The sequence below is a fragment of the Streptomyces sp. NPDC027672 genome (assembly GCF_055566335.1).
In genome coordinates this window covers 1-14,368 of record NZ_JBVHSO010000012.1, presented here as the reverse complement: position 1 = coordinate 14,368, position 14,368 = coordinate 1, and the positions used below count along the sequence as shown (strand labels likewise).

11 protein-coding genes and 1 rRNA gene are annotated in these 14,368 nt (G+C 73.9%); 5 read left to right on the top strand and 7 right to left on the bottom strand.

Annotated features, from left to right (window positions below):
• Nucleotides 1-170: 170 nt before the first annotated feature.
• The 6 genes from hpf to mtnA form a co-directional block, all read right to left on the bottom strand.
• The gene (hpf, locus tag ACZ4SV_RS26735; protein ID WP_365881033.1) at nt 171-863 is read right to left on the bottom strand and encodes a ribosome hibernation-promoting factor, HPF/YfiA family; all 693 of its coding nucleotides are present in this window, start codon (nt 861-863) and stop codon (nt 171-173) included.
• Nucleotides 864-1,174: 311 nt separating this feature from the next.
• On the bottom strand, nt 1,175-2,218 hold the full coding sequence (locus tag ACZ4SV_RS26730) for a ComF family protein (protein WP_468007057.1): 1,044 nt from the start codon (nt 2,216-2,218) through the stop codon (nt 1,175-1,177).
• A gap of 89 nt (nt 2,219-2,307) precedes the next feature.
• Complete coding sequence (locus tag ACZ4SV_RS26725; RefSeq protein WP_468007055.1) at nt 2,308-4,140, bottom strand: LpqB family beta-propeller domain-containing protein; 1,833 nt, start codon at nt 4,138-4,140, stop codon at nt 2,308-2,310.
• Entirely contained in the window at nt 4,130-6,235 is a 2,106-nt protein-coding gene (gene mtrB, locus ACZ4SV_RS26720; protein WP_468007053.1) for an MtrAB system histidine kinase MtrB, read from the bottom strand. The genes ACZ4SV_RS26725 and mtrB overlap by 11 nt, the downstream gene beginning before the upstream one ends.
• Before the next feature lies 1 nt (nt 6,236).
• Nucleotides 6,237-6,926, bottom strand: coding sequence for a two-component system response regulator MtrA (gene mtrA / locus ACZ4SV_RS26715; RefSeq protein WP_187279108.1), 690 nt, complete (start codon nt 6,924-6,926; stop codon nt 6,237-6,239).
• Nucleotides 6,927-7,254: 328 nt separating this feature from the next.
• Nucleotides 7,255-8,397: an S-methyl-5-thioribose-1-phosphate isomerase gene (mtnA, locus tag ACZ4SV_RS26710; RefSeq protein WP_468007051.1), complete on the bottom strand. Its 1,143-nt coding sequence runs from the start codon at nt 8,395-8,397 to the stop codon at nt 7,255-7,257.
• Nucleotides 8,398-8,537: 140 nt separating this feature from the next.
• Between mtnA and ACZ4SV_RS26705 the strand changes: the two genes are divergently transcribed.
• The 5 genes from ACZ4SV_RS26705 (at nt 8,538) to ACZ4SV_RS26685 (ending at nt 14,184) form a co-directional block, all read left to right on the top strand.
• Nucleotides 8,538-9,911: a glycerophosphoryl diester phosphodiesterase membrane domain-containing protein gene (locus ACZ4SV_RS26705; RefSeq protein ID WP_468007049.1), complete on the top strand. Its 1,374-nt coding sequence runs from the start codon at nt 8,538-8,540 to the stop codon at nt 9,909-9,911.
• A 70-nt stretch (nt 9,912-9,981) separates the two neighbouring features.
• Nucleotides 9,982-10,692 (top strand): DUF4129 domain-containing protein, encoded by a 711-nt coding sequence (locus tag ACZ4SV_RS26700; RefSeq protein ID WP_468007345.1) that lies wholly within the window; start codon nt 9,982-9,984, stop codon nt 10,690-10,692.
• Nucleotides 10,689-11,885, top strand: a complete 1,197-nt coding sequence (locus tag ACZ4SV_RS26695) for a DUF4350 domain-containing protein (RefSeq protein WP_468007047.1) — start codon at nt 10,689-10,691, stop codon at nt 11,883-11,885. Before ACZ4SV_RS26700 ends, ACZ4SV_RS26695 begins: the two co-directional genes overlap by 4 nt.
• Entirely contained in the window at nt 11,882-12,874 is a 993-nt protein-coding gene (locus ACZ4SV_RS26690; RefSeq protein WP_468007046.1) for an AAA family ATPase, read from the top strand. The genes ACZ4SV_RS26695 and ACZ4SV_RS26690 overlap by 4 nt, the downstream gene beginning before the upstream one ends.
• Nucleotides 12,874-14,184 carry a DUF58 domain-containing protein gene (locus ACZ4SV_RS26685; protein WP_468007044.1) on the top strand — a complete coding sequence of 437 codons (1,311 nt, stop codon included), beginning with the start codon at nt 12,874-12,876 and terminating at the stop codon, nt 14,182-14,184. The genes ACZ4SV_RS26690 and ACZ4SV_RS26685 overlap by 1 nt, the downstream gene beginning before the upstream one ends.
• A 99-nt stretch (nt 14,185-14,283) precedes the next feature.
• On the opposite strand, the gene rrf is transcribed toward ACZ4SV_RS26685, so the two are convergent.
• Nucleotides 14,284-14,368 (bottom strand): 5S ribosomal RNA (gene rrf / locus ACZ4SV_RS26680); the annotation flags it as partial.

Below are 14,368 nucleotides of genomic sequence, written 5' to 3'. Positions count from 1 at the left end.
TGTGCCATCGCCAACCCAAGGCAACGGCCCACCGGTTGGGCCGGTGCGGCCATGATTCCATGCCCGGCCGGCCCCGGGGTGCCATGTGGGACGCGAAGTGGTCGCACACCGGTGCCCCTGGGGGCGCACACGCGCTCCAGGGGCACCGGCTCGGCTTCGGCCGGGCGGGGTCAGCCGCCCAGCGTGCCGCCCGCCGCGGAGGTCTCCGCCTCGGCGACCATCGGATCCGTGCTGAGGTGGATCACGCCGTAGTCGTAGGCGTGCCGGCGGTAGACGACGCTCGGTTCCTTCGTCTCGGAGTCGACGAACAAGTAGAAGTCGTGACCGACCAGTTCCATCTCGTACAGGGCCTGGTCGAGGCTCATCGGGGAGGCGACGTGGGTCTTCTCGCGGACGACGAGGGGGCCTTCGCCCTTGACCTCCAGCGGGCCGATCTTCTTGGTCGGCACCCCGTCCGTCTCCTCGTCGTGGACGGGGAGGCCGTCGCCGTTCAGGGTCACCGCGTCCGGGACGTGGTCGGGGACCTCCGCCGCCGAGATCCGGCGCGCGCCTCGGCGGGAGAACCGCTTGTCGTGCTGCTTGCGCAGCCGCGCGTCCAGCTTCTCCGCCGCCAGGTCGAGTGCGGCGTACGGGTCGCTGGCCGCCGCCTCCGCCCGGATCACCGGACCGCGGGAGCGGAGCGTGATCTCCACTCGGTCACAGCGGTCGGCCTGTCGGGGGTTGGGCTCCTTGGACACCTCGACGTCGAGGCTGATCACCTTGGCATCGAGCCTCTGGATCTTCTCCAGCTTCAGCTTCTCGGCCACGTGCTTGCGGAACCGCTCGGGCACCTCGGTCTTGCGGCCCTTGACGACGATGTCCACGCAGAACTCCGTTCCCGGATCGCTCCACCGCGCCGGCGGAGCGTCTCCCTTTCGCACCAGGTCCAGTGAGCACCGGACCTCGGACTCGGTGACTTCCACCTCCTCCTCCCCCGTGGGCGAGATCTCCACCCCACCGGCGCGGGTGATAGTGAAAACCCGCAGCACGGCATTCGGATATGCGAGGTGTGGCCTGCGCCTTTCCTCACAACCGAACATATCTCGCCCGGACGGATGTCGTCACCCTCTACCGCCCCGCACCTCCGTTCAGGTGAATTGAGGCTCTCACTACCTGCAACGATGCACGTCGATGGTCAGTTCCTGGTTATTTCCAGAGAATCGGCGGGGGCGGCGATCACGACGGCCCGCGGCATCCACCCGGGGGCGTTCGGCAGCGTCTTTCTTGATGCACCGTGCACCGACTCTCTCCTCTCCGGCCGTACACCGATCTGTCGTTCCTCCCTACCTTCCCGGGTTATGGCCCGATACACAGCCGTTTCGTCATCGCCCCGGGACATCGCGGTCCGCCGGCCCTCCCGCAGGGCCCGCGCCGCCTCCGCGAGACTGGCGCCCGTCGTCATGAGGTCGTCGACGAGCACGAGGCCGCCCTCGCCGAGCAGCCGGCCGGCGCCCGGGGTGACCTCCAGTGCGCCGGCGAGGTTGGCCAGGCGCCGCCGCGCGTCCAGTCCGGTCTGGTCGGCGACGGCCCGCCGCTGGCGCAGCACGGCCGCCACCCGGGCCGGCGTCCCGGCGCGCCGCAGCTCCCGGGCCGCCGCGAGCGCCATCCGCCGCACCGGATCGTGCCCCCGCGCCCGCACGGCCCACCGGGCGGAGGGCACGGGCACCAGCAGCACGGGCCGCCGCCAGGCCCGCCCCGCCGCCCCGGGACCACCCGAGTCACCCCGCTGTCCCAGGTCGTCTGAGTCACCGCCGCCGTTTCCGAGGTGCGGGCCGTCACGCCCCGCACCGCGAGCCGCGCCGGGGCCCGCGCCTGCGCGGCCCTCGCCGCACCGGCCCCCGCCACCTTCGGCCGCGCCCCCGTCGGCCTCGCCGGCTTCGCCGGCCTCACCGAGGCTCGCCCGCACCGCCCGGGCCAGCACCGCGCCCAGTGGTCCCGCCAGGGCCAGGGCGCCCCGCTCCTTGTGTGCGAGCAGGAGCGAGCGCACCTCCGTCGCGTACGGCGCCACCGCGTGCACCACCGGCAGCCCGGCCGGCTCCGGCACCGGCCGCGCGCGCCGCGGCACACACCCGTCCAGCATGGCCCGGCACCGCGGGCACAGGGCCGTACGCGGTGCGCCGCAGCCCGCGCAGTCGGCCGGCAGCACCAGGTCGGTGAGGTCCTGCCACCACCCCCGCATGACCACCACTGTGCCCACCCGGCGGCCGGCCCGCCACCCCTGTGGACAACCGCCTGTGGACAACGCGGGCCAGCGAGCAGGACGTGGGGTCAGCCGGGGTAGACCGGGGCCGTTCCGTCCTTGTCGACCTTCTGCCACTGCGCCCCGGCCGGCAGCCGTACGATCCCGTCCTCGGAGCAGGCCACCAGCGGCACCCGCTCGTCCTCGGCCGCGGCGATCGCCTTGACGCTGGTCAGCGCGCCCGGTGCCGGGCCGTCGAGCGTGGACCCGTCGGCCTGCACGTACCGCATCTGCTGCACGCCGCCCTGCTCCTGGCCCACCACCAGCAGCCTGCTGTCCCCGGCCCAGGAGATGGCGCTGACCTGCTCCAGGTCCGGTGTCGCCGGCCGCAGCCCGTCCACCGAGACACCCTGCCCGGTTGCCTCGTCGCGCTGGATGCGGCCGATGAACAGGGACTGCTTGCCGTCCTTCGCCACGACCAGCGCGATCCGTGCGCCGTCGGCGGCCACCCGCGCGTCCTGGATCTGCCCGTGCAGGTCCGGGACGGCGACCCGCTCCGCCTTGTCGCCGCCCTGTTCCCGCACGAACAGCCGCGAGTCGCGCGGATTCCGGTCGGCCACCCACAGATCGCCGCGGGCGTCCCAGCTCGGGGTGGTCAACCGTTCGTCCGGGCTCGCCCCGTCGCTGGTCACCAGCGGCTCGCCGAGCGAACCGCCCGACGCCAGCGAGGCCACGTACAGCGATCCGCCCGCGTCACCGACCCCGGCCGCGGTGTGCTCGTCCCGCGACACCGCCACCGACTGCAGCGGGTTGTCGCCCTCGCCGAGCGGGCCCGGCACCGGAACGGAGCCCGTGCCGGTGCTCACGGTCGGCATCCGGACCACCCGGTGCCTGCCGTCGATGAAGTAGACGTACTCGGGGCGCTTGGACGACCCGTGCCAGGCGGTGCTCTCGGCGCGCTCCGCGGACAGCTCGCACAGCCGGTGGTCGCCGGTCCCGCGCAGCTCCACCGACTTCAGGGTCGGCGCCAGGTTCCGCACGGTGAACAGCACCTGTGCCGCCATCTCGGTGCACTTGCCCGCCGCGACGTGGGACGGCTTGAGGTTCAGCGGCACGGTCAGCTTGTTCTCGTCGTCCGGTGTCAGCCCGGACGCGTTTCCGCGCAGCGCCGTACCGGTCGGGAAGCTGGACCTGACCACCGGTCCGAGCCAGGTGGTGGGCCCGTTCAGCAGCGACCGGACCAGCTGGGTCGTCGGGTCCACCTTGCTGCGCACGAACACCGGGTCGGCGACCGCCACCGGCTGTCCGCTCTCCCCGACCGCCGTGTTGGAGGCGTAGTAGTACTTGTCGACAGACGTGTAGTTCCGCTGGAAGTCCGACTTGCCCATGACGACGCCGTCGGGCAGCCCGTCGATGCGCCACTGCCCGTTCCCGTGGTTCTTCGTCAGGTGCAGCTTCTTGCGGTAGGAGCCCTGGGCGGGCTGGTACGCCTGCTGCGTGTCGACCGTGGCGACCCGGCTGCCGGTCAGCACACAGGTGACGCTGTTGGTCTCCTCCCGGCCGCCCGGACTGCAGTCGGTCTCGATGCTCGGCCCGTTCGCCAGGACCGTGGTCGAGCGTTCCGGCCGCCAGGTGCGCGCCGCGTCGTTCGTCAGGTACTTGCGCGCCGTGTCGTACTCCGGGTCGTCACTGGTCAGCGCCTCCAGGAAGCCCTGCATGATCTCGCCCGGGCCGGCGCCGTCGGCCGGCGGCATGGCGAACACCCGCACCCCGGTGTCCTGCCGCGGCGTGGACTCCACATCCCGCAGGTCCCCGCTGTCGGGCATCGAGGCGCACCCGGCCAGCAGGACGGTGCCCAAGGCGGCGTACGCCACCGCGCGCCCCGGCCGCCGCCGTGCGCCCCCCTCGCGGTCAGCGGCCACGAAAAGCCTCCCCTGGCTCGGTCGAGTCCTGCGGCGTGGCCGCGTCCGGCCGGCCCGCGCCGGGGCCGGGCGCCGGGCGTGCGGCCGGCCCGTCCCCGGGACGCCGGGCGCCTCCGGTGGGCCGGGGCACCACGCGCGCACCGTTGCCGTTGCCGGGCAGCGCGGTCGGGTCGGTGCCCGGGGTGCCGGTGGCCAGCCGCGGCGCGGCCGACGTCCGGGGCGGCAGCGCGGGCGCCTGCGGGCCGCCCTGCTGCACCGGAACGGTGGCCCGCTTCTCCTCGTCCCGGCGCGGCGCACCGGCGTCGTCCAGGCCGCGGTTGCGGCGCGAGTCCTTGGGCTCCAGCGGTATCGGCGAGCCCCGCAGCGGCTCGTCCGCGGTCCTCGGCAGCGTCAGCCGGAACTGGGAGCCGCCGCCCGGCTCGCCCCAGGCCTGCAGCCAGCCGCCGTGCAGCCGTGCGTCCTCCAGGGCGATCGACAGGCCGAGGCCGGTACCGCCCGTGGTGCGCGCGCGGGCCGGATCGGCCCGCCAGAAGCGGCTGAACACCCGGGTCGCCTCGCCGGGCTTCAGGCCCACGCCGTAGTCCCGTACGGCGACCGCCACCGCCCCGCCCGCGGCGGCCAGCTTGACCACGACGTCCCTGCCCTCGCCGTGCTCGACCGCGTTGACGACGAGGTTGCGCAGGACGCGCTCCACGCGCCGGGCGTCCGCCTCGGCGACGACCGGCTGCTGGTCGCCGGCCACCCGGATGCGCGTGCCCTTGCGCTCGGCGAGCGGCTCGGCGCCGCTCACCACCCGCCGCACAACCTCCCGGAGATCTATCGGCTCGGCCTCCAGGGCCGCGGCACCGGCGTCGAAACGGCTGATCTCCAGCAGGTCCGCGAGCAGCGACTCGAACCGGTCCAACTGGTCGGCGAGCAGCTCGGCCGACCGCGCGGTCACCGGGTCGAAGTCCTCGCGTGCCTCGTGGATGACGTCGGCGGCCATCCGGACCGTGGTCAGCGGGGTGCGCAGCTCGTGCGAGACGTCGGAGACGAACCGCCGCTGCATCCGCGACAGGTCCTCCAGCTGCTGGATCTTGACCTGGAGGTTCTGCGCCATCTTGTTGAAGGCCTCGCCCAGGCGCGCGATGTCGTCCTCGCCGGTGACCTTCATCCGTTCCTGCAGCCGCCCGGCGGACAGCCGCTCCGCGATCCCGGCCGCCATCCGCACCGGCGTGACGACCTGCCGCACCACCAGCCAGGCGATGGCGCCGAGCAGCACGACGACGAACAGTCCCGCCGTGGCCAGGGTGCCCTTGACCAGGCTCAGGGACTTCTCCTCCTGCGTGAGCGGGAAGAGGTAGTACAGCTCGTACGGGCGGCCGTTGGGGTCGCTGACCTGCTTGCCGATGGCCAGCCCCGGCTGCGACTCCTTGCCGCCGAAGTACACGATCCGCGTGTTGCTCTGCACGGCCGTCGTACCGCTGTTGACCCGCTCGCGCAGCCCGGCGGGGACGCTGGAGGTCGGGTTGACGTTCCCGGAACCGCGCGGGCTGCGACCGCCGCCGCTGTCGTCGCCGACGGGCAGCGTGACCACGTCGAAGGCGCCCGCGCCGCCGCTGGACAGCGACTCCACGAGATCGCTCATCCACTGGATGACGTTCTGCGACTGCCGTCCGTCCGCGGTCGCCGTGCCGTCACCGGTGCCACCGGCGGCGTCCGCGGCGCTCACCGCCTCGGCCGCCTTCTGCCTGGCCACCGCGAACCCGCCGGTGGCCTGGCTCTGCGACGCCTTCACCTTCGCGTCGAGCAGGCCGTTGCGCACCTGCCCGATCACGACGAAACCGAGCAGCAGGACGACACCCAGCGACATCACCAGGGTCGTCGCGACGACCCGGAGCTGGATGTTGCGCCGCCACAGCCGCATCACGGGCAGCAGCGGGCGGCGCACCCAGCGCAGCAGCAGCCGCAGGACCGGACTGCCCTGGACACCGCCCCGCTGCAGTCCGCCCTCGATCAGGCTCCTGACCCGCGCACCCGTCGCCGTCCGGCCGACAGGCCGCCCCGGACGGGTCCCGGGTCCGCCGGGAGCCGAAGCGGCGCTGTCCCCGGACATGTCAGCTCGGCCCGGCCTTGTAACCGACACCACGGACGGTCACCACGATCTCCGGCCGCTCCGGGTCCTTCTCGACCTTGGAGCGCAGCCGCTGGACGTGCACGTTGACGAGCCGGGTGTCGGCCGCGTGCCGGTAGCCCCACACCTGCTCCAGCAGCACCTCACGGGTGAACACCTGCCACGGCTTGCGCGCGAGCGCGACCAGCAGGTCGAACTCCAGCGGCGTCAGCGCGATCGACTGCCCGTCCCGCTTCACCGAGTGCCCGGCGACGTCGATGACCAGGTCACCTATGGTGAGCTGCTCCGGCGCCGGCTCCTCGGACCTGCGCAGCCGCGCCCGGATCCGGGCGACCAGCTCCTTGGGCTTGAACGGCTTCACGATGTAGTCGTCGGCGCCCGACTCCAGGCCCACGACGACGTCGACGGTGTCGCTCTTGGCCGTGAGCATCACGATCGGCACCCCGGACTCCGCCCGGATCAGCCGGCACACCTCGATGCCGTCCCGTCCGGGCAGCATCAGGTCGAGCAGCACCAGATCGGGCTTGCTCTCACGGAAAGCGGCCAGCGCCTTGTCGCCGTCGGCTACGAAAGACGGCTCAAAACCTTCACCACGCAACACGATGCCGAGCATCTCGGCCAGTGCGGTGTCGTCGTCGACGACAAGGACTCGTCCCTTCATAAACGACATCATCCCATTCTCGTAACAGTGACAGAGGCGCTGGTGAGCGAGGTCACTGGCCCGTGACGATAGTCGTAGGGGACCGTCACTGTCTGCCCCTGCCCGTCGGCATCGATGTCAGCGGTGGATGTCAGGTCTGGGCGCCGGAACACCGGCTCCTCCCGACCGGCCAGGCGGGCACCACCCCGGCTCCCCGGGCAGCCGTTCCGTACGACAGGGAGCGAGTGAAGGGCGGTGCCGGGCAGACCCGGCGCCTGGCGTCCAGGTCTCGCACGCGGACGCGTCAGGCCGTGCGCGGCGTACGCCCCGCGCACCGCCCCCCTTTCTCATGGCAACGTGGTCAGCCGGTGGTCGTCTGGCGTGACCGGGCGCAGAGGCCGGCGAGGGCCTCGGCGGTGACGGGGGACACGGCTCCCTCCTCGGTGACGATCGCCGTCACCAGTTCGGGCGGCGTCACGTCGAACGCCGGGTTGTACGCCTGCGTCCCCAGCGGCGCCACCGGGACCCCGCCGCCCGCTCCCGTCACCGGCACCTGCGGCGCCATGACCTCGGTGACCTCGAAGCCGGCACGCTGCTCGACCTCGATGGACGCCCCGTCGGGAGTGTCCGGGTCGATCGTCGTCACCGGCGCGACCACGATGAACGGCACATGGTGGTACCGGGCGAGCACGGCCAGCGGATAGCTTCCGACCTTGTTCGCCACCGATCCGTCGGCCGCGATCCGGTCCGCCCCGACCAGCACCGCGTCCACCTCGCCCGCCGCGAACAGCGAGCCCGCCGCGTTGTCGGTGAGCAGGGTGTACGACAGGCCCCTGCGGGCCGCCTCGTACGCCGTCAGACGCGCGCCCTGGAGCAGCGGACGGGTCTCGTCCACCCACAGCCGCCGCAACCGGCCCGTCCGGTGCGCGGCGAGCGCCACCGCGAAGGCCGTGCCCTCCCCGCCCGACACCAGCGCCCCGGTGTTGCAGTGCGTCAGGATCCGGTGCCCGCCGGCGGGCAGCAGCTCCTCCAGCAGCGCCAGACCGTGCGCCGCCATCCGGGTGCTGGCCTCGGCGTCCTCCCGGTGCAGCGCCCGCGCCGCGGCCAGCGCCGCCACGGCGGCGGCGGTGGGATCGCCGGTCCCGGCCAGCGCCGTCCGGTACGCGGACTCCGCCCGGTGCACCCCGACGGACAGGTTCACCGCGGTGGGCCTGGCTCCTTCCAGCGCGCGCGCCGCCTCGGACACGTCGAAGCCGCGTGCGGCGGCGAGCGCGACGCCGTACGCGCCCGCGATCCCGAGCAGCGGCGCCCCGCGCACGGCGAGCGAACGGATCGCCTCCACCAGCGCCGGCGCGTCCGTGCACACCAGCTCCACCTCTTCGGCCGGGAGCCTCGTCTGGTCGAGAAGGACCAGCACGGGCCCTTCCGGTGGCTCCTCCCATCGGATCGCCGGTATCTCGGCCGGCCGCTTGTCCTCACCGGTACGCGCCTGCTGATCAGCCATGCCGACAGTCTTCCCCGGATCCGGCGGACAATTGAAGGAGTCCGGCCCTCACCGTGGCCGGTCCCGCGCCGACCGGCCCATGGCACGATGGCTGCCAACCCGCCGCGGCGACCGCGGACGGGCACCGAGAAGGAGCTTCGATGACAGACACTCCGGGCTGGGCCTCGCCCGGATCCGCCCCGTCGCCCGAGGGGCGGGAACCCGGCGCGTCCGGCCCCGCCGAGCCCGCCGGCCGCCCCGGCGCCGCCGAGCCCGCGCCGCAGCCGGGTGCGGAACCGCAGGGACCGGGCGGGAAATGGTCCAAGGAGCAGCCGCCACCCGGCCAGTGGTCGGCACCCAGCGGTGCCCCGAGCCCGCACCAGGCCCCGCCGCCCCCGCCGCCCGGCCCCGGCTGGGGCGGCCCGCACCCGGGCGCTCACCACCCCGGCGGCCCGGGACCCGGCGGCGGCTACGCGGGCCCGCCCGCCGGCTACGGCGCTCCCCCGGCCTGGGGCGGCGGCTGGGGCGGACCGCCACCCGCCGCCAAGCCCGGTGTCATCCCGCTGCGTCCGCTCGGCGTCGGCGAGATCCTCGACGGCGCCGTCTCCACCATGCGCACCTACTGGCGCTCGGTCCTCGGCATCTCGCTCGCGGTCGCCCTGCTCACCGAGACCAGCCTGGTCGTCCTGCAAGGCCTCGTCCTCAACGACGCCCTCGCCGGCCCCGCACTGGACAGCCGGACCGCCACGCCCGGCGAGGTGTTCCGCAGCCTGCGCGACACCATGATCGGCACCGGTCTCGTCACGGTGGTCTCCGCGGCCGCCATGATCATCGCCACCGCCCTGCTCACGACCATCACCAGCCGCGCCGTGCTGGGCCGGCCGGTCAGCACCGGCGAGGCCTGGCGCGAGGCCCGTCCGCAACTGCCCAGGCTGTGCGGTCTGCTCATCCTGCTCGGACTGATCATCGCCGGGGTGATCGCCGTCGGGGCGCTGCCCGGCATCCTGGTCCTGGCCGGCGGCGGCAGCGACGCCGGCGGGTCCGCGCTGCTGGTCCTCGGCATCCTGGCCGCCGTCCTGGTCGCGGTGTGGCTGGGCGTCCGCTACTACCTGGCCGCGCCCGCGCTGATGCTGGAACGGCAGGGCATCCGGACCTCCATGGGCCGCTCCGCCAAACTGGTGCGGGGCTCCTGGTGGCGCATCTTCGGCATCCAGTTGCTCGCCGGACTGATCGCCAACATCGTCTCGGCGATCGTGACCATCCCGTTCGCCGTCATCGGTGCCGCCGCGAGCGGCGACGGCATGGCCGACGTCCTCAACACCGACGGCGGACACGTCGGCTGGGTGTTCCTGATCATCCGGGGCGTCGGCTCCCTGATCGGCACCACGCTCACCCTTCCGATCAGCGCCGGCGTCACCGTGCTCCTCTACATCGACCAGCGCATCCGCCGCGAAGCCCTCGACCTCGAACTGGCCCGCGCCGCCGGTGTCCGGGACCACGCCACCGGGGCCCCCGGCCCCGTCCCCGGGAGCTGATGCGGTGAGCGTCACGGGGGGAGTCCTCCCGGCGGCGATCCCGTCGGGCACCACCGGCGCGGCCGCACGGCTGTGGCGTACGGCGCACCGGGCGCTGCCGGCGGCCGGCGGCTCGGGGGACGAGCCGCCGGTGACCGTCCCGCGGGACCCCGCCCGGGACGCGGCCCGGCGCGAGCTGGCCAAGCGGATGTACCACGAGAACGACCCCAGCCTGCTCCAGCGCGCCCTGAACGCGTTCTGGGACTGGCTCGGCCGGCTGTTCGACACCGCCGCCTCGGCCACCCCGGGCGGCGCGGCCGGCCTGCTCGTCGTGATCCTCTTCGTCCTCGCCGTCCTGGCCGCCCTCTGGTGGCGCCTCGGCACACCCCGCCACCGGCCGGTCTCCGCCGCGGTCCTGTTCGACGAGCGGGTCCGCAGCGCCGCCGAACACCGTGCGGCCGGCGAGGCACACGCGGCCCAGGGCCACTGGAACCAGGCCGTCCAGGAACGCATGCGCGCCATCGTCCGGGCCCTGGAGGAACGCGCCCTGCTCGACGCACGCCCCGGCCGCACCGCCGACGAAGCAGCCGCCGAGGCAGGCCGGGTGCTGCCCGCGCACGCGGACCGACTGCGGGCCGCCGCCCGTGAGTTCGACGACGTCACATACGGCGGACGCGGCGCCGGTGAGGCGTCGTACCACCGTCTGGCGGAACTCGACCGCGACCTGCAACACACCAGACCGGCCCTCGTCGACGGTGCCGCCGGCCCGGCCGGCGGCACCCGCCGGGGAGCGGCCGAGTGACCACCGAGGCCCCGCCGGAGAGCACCTCCACCGCGCCCACCGGCCGTCAGCTCTGGACCCGGTCCCGCGGCATCGTCCTCGCCGTCGTCCTGGTCCTGGCCGCGGCCGTCGCCATGGCCGCCGTACGCTCCACCGCCCGCCACGGCGAACTGGACCCACGCTCCGCCGACCCCTACGGCAGCCGCGCCGTCGCCGAACTCCTCGCCCAGCGGGGCGTGTCCACGCGCGTGGTCACCCGCCTCGACGCGGCCCGCTCGGCCGCCGGCCCGGACACCACCCTGCTGGTCGCCGTGCCCGACCTGCTGACCCACCGCCAGCAGAGCGAACTGCACACGGCGACCGCGGCCTCCGGCGGGCGCACCGTCCTGGTCGCGGCCGGCATCTGGTCCGTCGAACGCCTCGCTCCCGGGGTCACCGCGGACCCCGCCACCAGCGACGACTCCCCGCTCGCCCCGGACTGCGCCCTGCCCGAGGCCCGGCGCGCGGGCACCGCCGACACCGGCGGCGTCCGCTACACCACCACCCACCTCGACGCCGAGTCCTGCTACCCCAGCGAGCGCCTCGCCACCCTGCTGCGCGTTCCCGCGGCCTCCGGGGGCGGCGACACGGTCGTGCTCGGCGCGCCCGACATCCTCTACAACGACCGTCTCGACGAGCAGGGCAACGCCTCGCTCGCCCTCCAACTCCTCGGCTCCCGCCCTCATCTGGTCTGGTACCTCCCCTCGCTCGCCGACTCCTCCGCCACCACAGCCGGCGACCGGAAGAGCCTCTTCGACCTGCTCCCCTCGGGCTGGCTGTGGGCCACCCTGCAACTCTTCGTCGCGGCGGCTCTCGCCGCCTTCTGGCGGGCACGCCGCTTCGGCCCGCTCGTGCCCGAGAGACTCCCCGTCGCGATCCGCGCCTCCGAGACCACCGAGGGCCGCGCCCGCCTCTACCGCAAGGCCGACGCCCGCGACCGCGCCTCGGCCGCTCTCCGCTCCGCCACCCGCCTGCGCCTCGCCCCTCTCGTCGGCGTCCCCCTCGCCCGGGCGCACACACCCGAGGCCCTGCTGCCCGCGGTGTCCGCCCGCCTCTCCCGCGACGGACAGCCCCTGCACTCCCTTCTCTTCGGGCCGCCGCCCGGCGACGACGCGGCCCTCATCGCCCTCACCGACCAACTCGACGCCCTCGAAAGAGAGGTACGCCGTTCATGACGGACCCGACCGCTGACAACGCCGCGCGGGGCGGGGACGCGGACACCGCCCGCGCCTCCCTGGAAGCCCTGCGCACCGAGATCGCCAAAGCCGTGGTCGGCCAGGACCCCGCCGTGACCGGCCTCGTCGTCGCCCTCCTGTGCCGTGGACACGTTCTCCTTGAAGGAGTCCCCGGGGTCGCCAAAACGTTGCTCGTCCGCGCCCTCGCGTCCGCACTGGAACTCGACACCAAGCGCGTCCAGTTCACCCCGGACCTGATGCCGAGCGACATCACCGGCTCCCTCGTCTACGACACCCGCACCGCCGAGTTCTCGTTCCAGCCCGGCCCGGTCTTCACCAACCTGCTCCTCGCGGACGAGATCAACCGCACCCCGCCCAAGACCCAGTCCTCGCTCCTGGAGGCCATGGAGGAACGCCAGGTCACGGTCGACGGCACCCCGCGGCCGCTTCCCGAGCCGTTCCTCGTCGCCGCGACCCAGAACCCGGTCGAGTACGAGGGCACCTACCCGCTCCCCGAAGCCCAGCTCGACCGCTTCCTGCTCAAACTCACCATCCCCTTGCCCTCCCGCCAGGACGAGATCGACGTCCTGACCCGGCACGCCTCGGGATTCGACCCACGCGACCTCAGCGCCGCCGGCGTACGGCCGGTCGCCGGACCCGCCGATCTGGCGGCGGCGCGCGCCGCGGTCGCCAAGACGGCCGTGTCACCCGAGATCACCGCCTACGTCGTGGACCTCTGCCGCGCCACCCGCGAATCGCCGTCCCTCTCGCTCGGCGTCTCCCCGCGCGGCGCCACCGCCCTCCTCGCGACCTCGCGCGCCTGGGCCTGGCTGACGGGCCGCGACTACGTCATCCCCGACGATGTGAAGGCCCTGGCCCTGCCGACGCTGCGGCACCGTGTCCGGCTGCGACCCGAGGCGGAGATGGAGGGTGTGACCGCCGACTCGGTCGTCACCGCCATCCTCGCCCACGTCCCGGTTCCCCGCTGATGGCACTCACCGGCCGCGCCGCCCTCCTCGCGGCCCTCGGCTCCCTCCCCGTCGGCATCCTGGAACCGGGCTGGCCGGGCATCCTCGCGGTGAACGGCTCCCTGGCCCTGGCCTGCGCCTGCGACTGGGCCCTGGCCGCACCGGTACGCCGGCTGCGGCTGACCCGCTCCGGTGACACCACCGTCCGTCTCGGCGAGACCGCGGACGTCACGCTCACGGTCACCAACCCCGGCAACCGCCCGCTGCGCGCCCGGCTCCGCGACGCCTGGCCGCCGAGTAGCTGGCAGCCGGGCACCGAGGCGGAGGCGTCCCGGCACCGGCTGACCGTGCCCCCGGGCGAGCGCCGGCGCGTGACGACCCGGCTGGGCCCCACCCGCCGTGGCGACCGCCAGGCCGACCGCGTGACCATCCGCTCCTACGGCCCCCTCGGCCTGTTCACCCGCCAAGGCGCCCACACCGTGCCCTGGACGGTACGCGTCATGCCCCCGTTCACGAGCCGCAAGCACCTTCCCTCGAAACTCGCCCGACTGAGGGAACTGGACGGGCGCACCAGCGCGCTGACCCGGGGCGAGGGGACGGAGTTCGACAGTCTGCGCGAGTACGTCCCCGGAGACGACACCCGCTCGATCGACTGGCGGGCCACGGCCAGGCAGTCCGCGGTCGCCGTCCGCACCTGGCGGCCCGAGCGGGACCGGCACATCCTGCTGATCCTGGACACGGGCCGCACCTCGGCCGGCCGGGTGGGCGACGTCCCGCGGCTGGATGCCTCGATGGACGCCGCTCTGCTGCTCGCCGCGCTCGCCTCACGCGCCGGTGACCGGGTGGCGCTGCTGGCGTACGACCGTCGGGTGCGTGCCCTGGTGCAGGGCCGGTCGGCGGGGGACGTGCTGCCTTCTCTGGTGAACGCGATGGCCGGGCTGGAGCCGGAACTGGTGGAGACGCATGCCCGTGGCCTCGCCGCCACCGCGTTGCGCGCCGCGCCCCGTCGGTCTCTGATCGTGCTGCTGACGACGTTGGACGCGGCACCGGTGGAGCAGGGGCTGCTTCCCGTGCTTCCGCAGCTCACGCAACGGCACACGGTTCTGGTGGCCTCGGTGGCGGATCCGTATGTCGCCCGTATGGCACAGGCCCGCGGGACTCCGGAGGCCGTGTACGAGGCGGCGGCAGCGGCGCAGGCGCAGAACGAGCGCCGGCGCACCGCGGAACAGCTCCGCCGTCACGGGGTGACGGTGGTGGACGCGACTCCGGAGGAGTTGGCGCCGGCTCTTGCGGACGCGTATCTGGCTTTGAAAGCGGCGGGCCGGCTCTGAGGCTTCCGTCCGCGTCCGCCGCCGCCCCTTTTCGGGGGCAGAAAGGCCATACAACGCAGAAAACCCCCGCACCGAAGTGCGGGGGTTTTCTCAAGAATTGTTCGGCGGTGTCCTACTCTCCCACAGGGTCCCCCCTGCAGTACCATCGGCGCTGTGAGGCTTAGCTTCCGGGTTCGGAATGTAA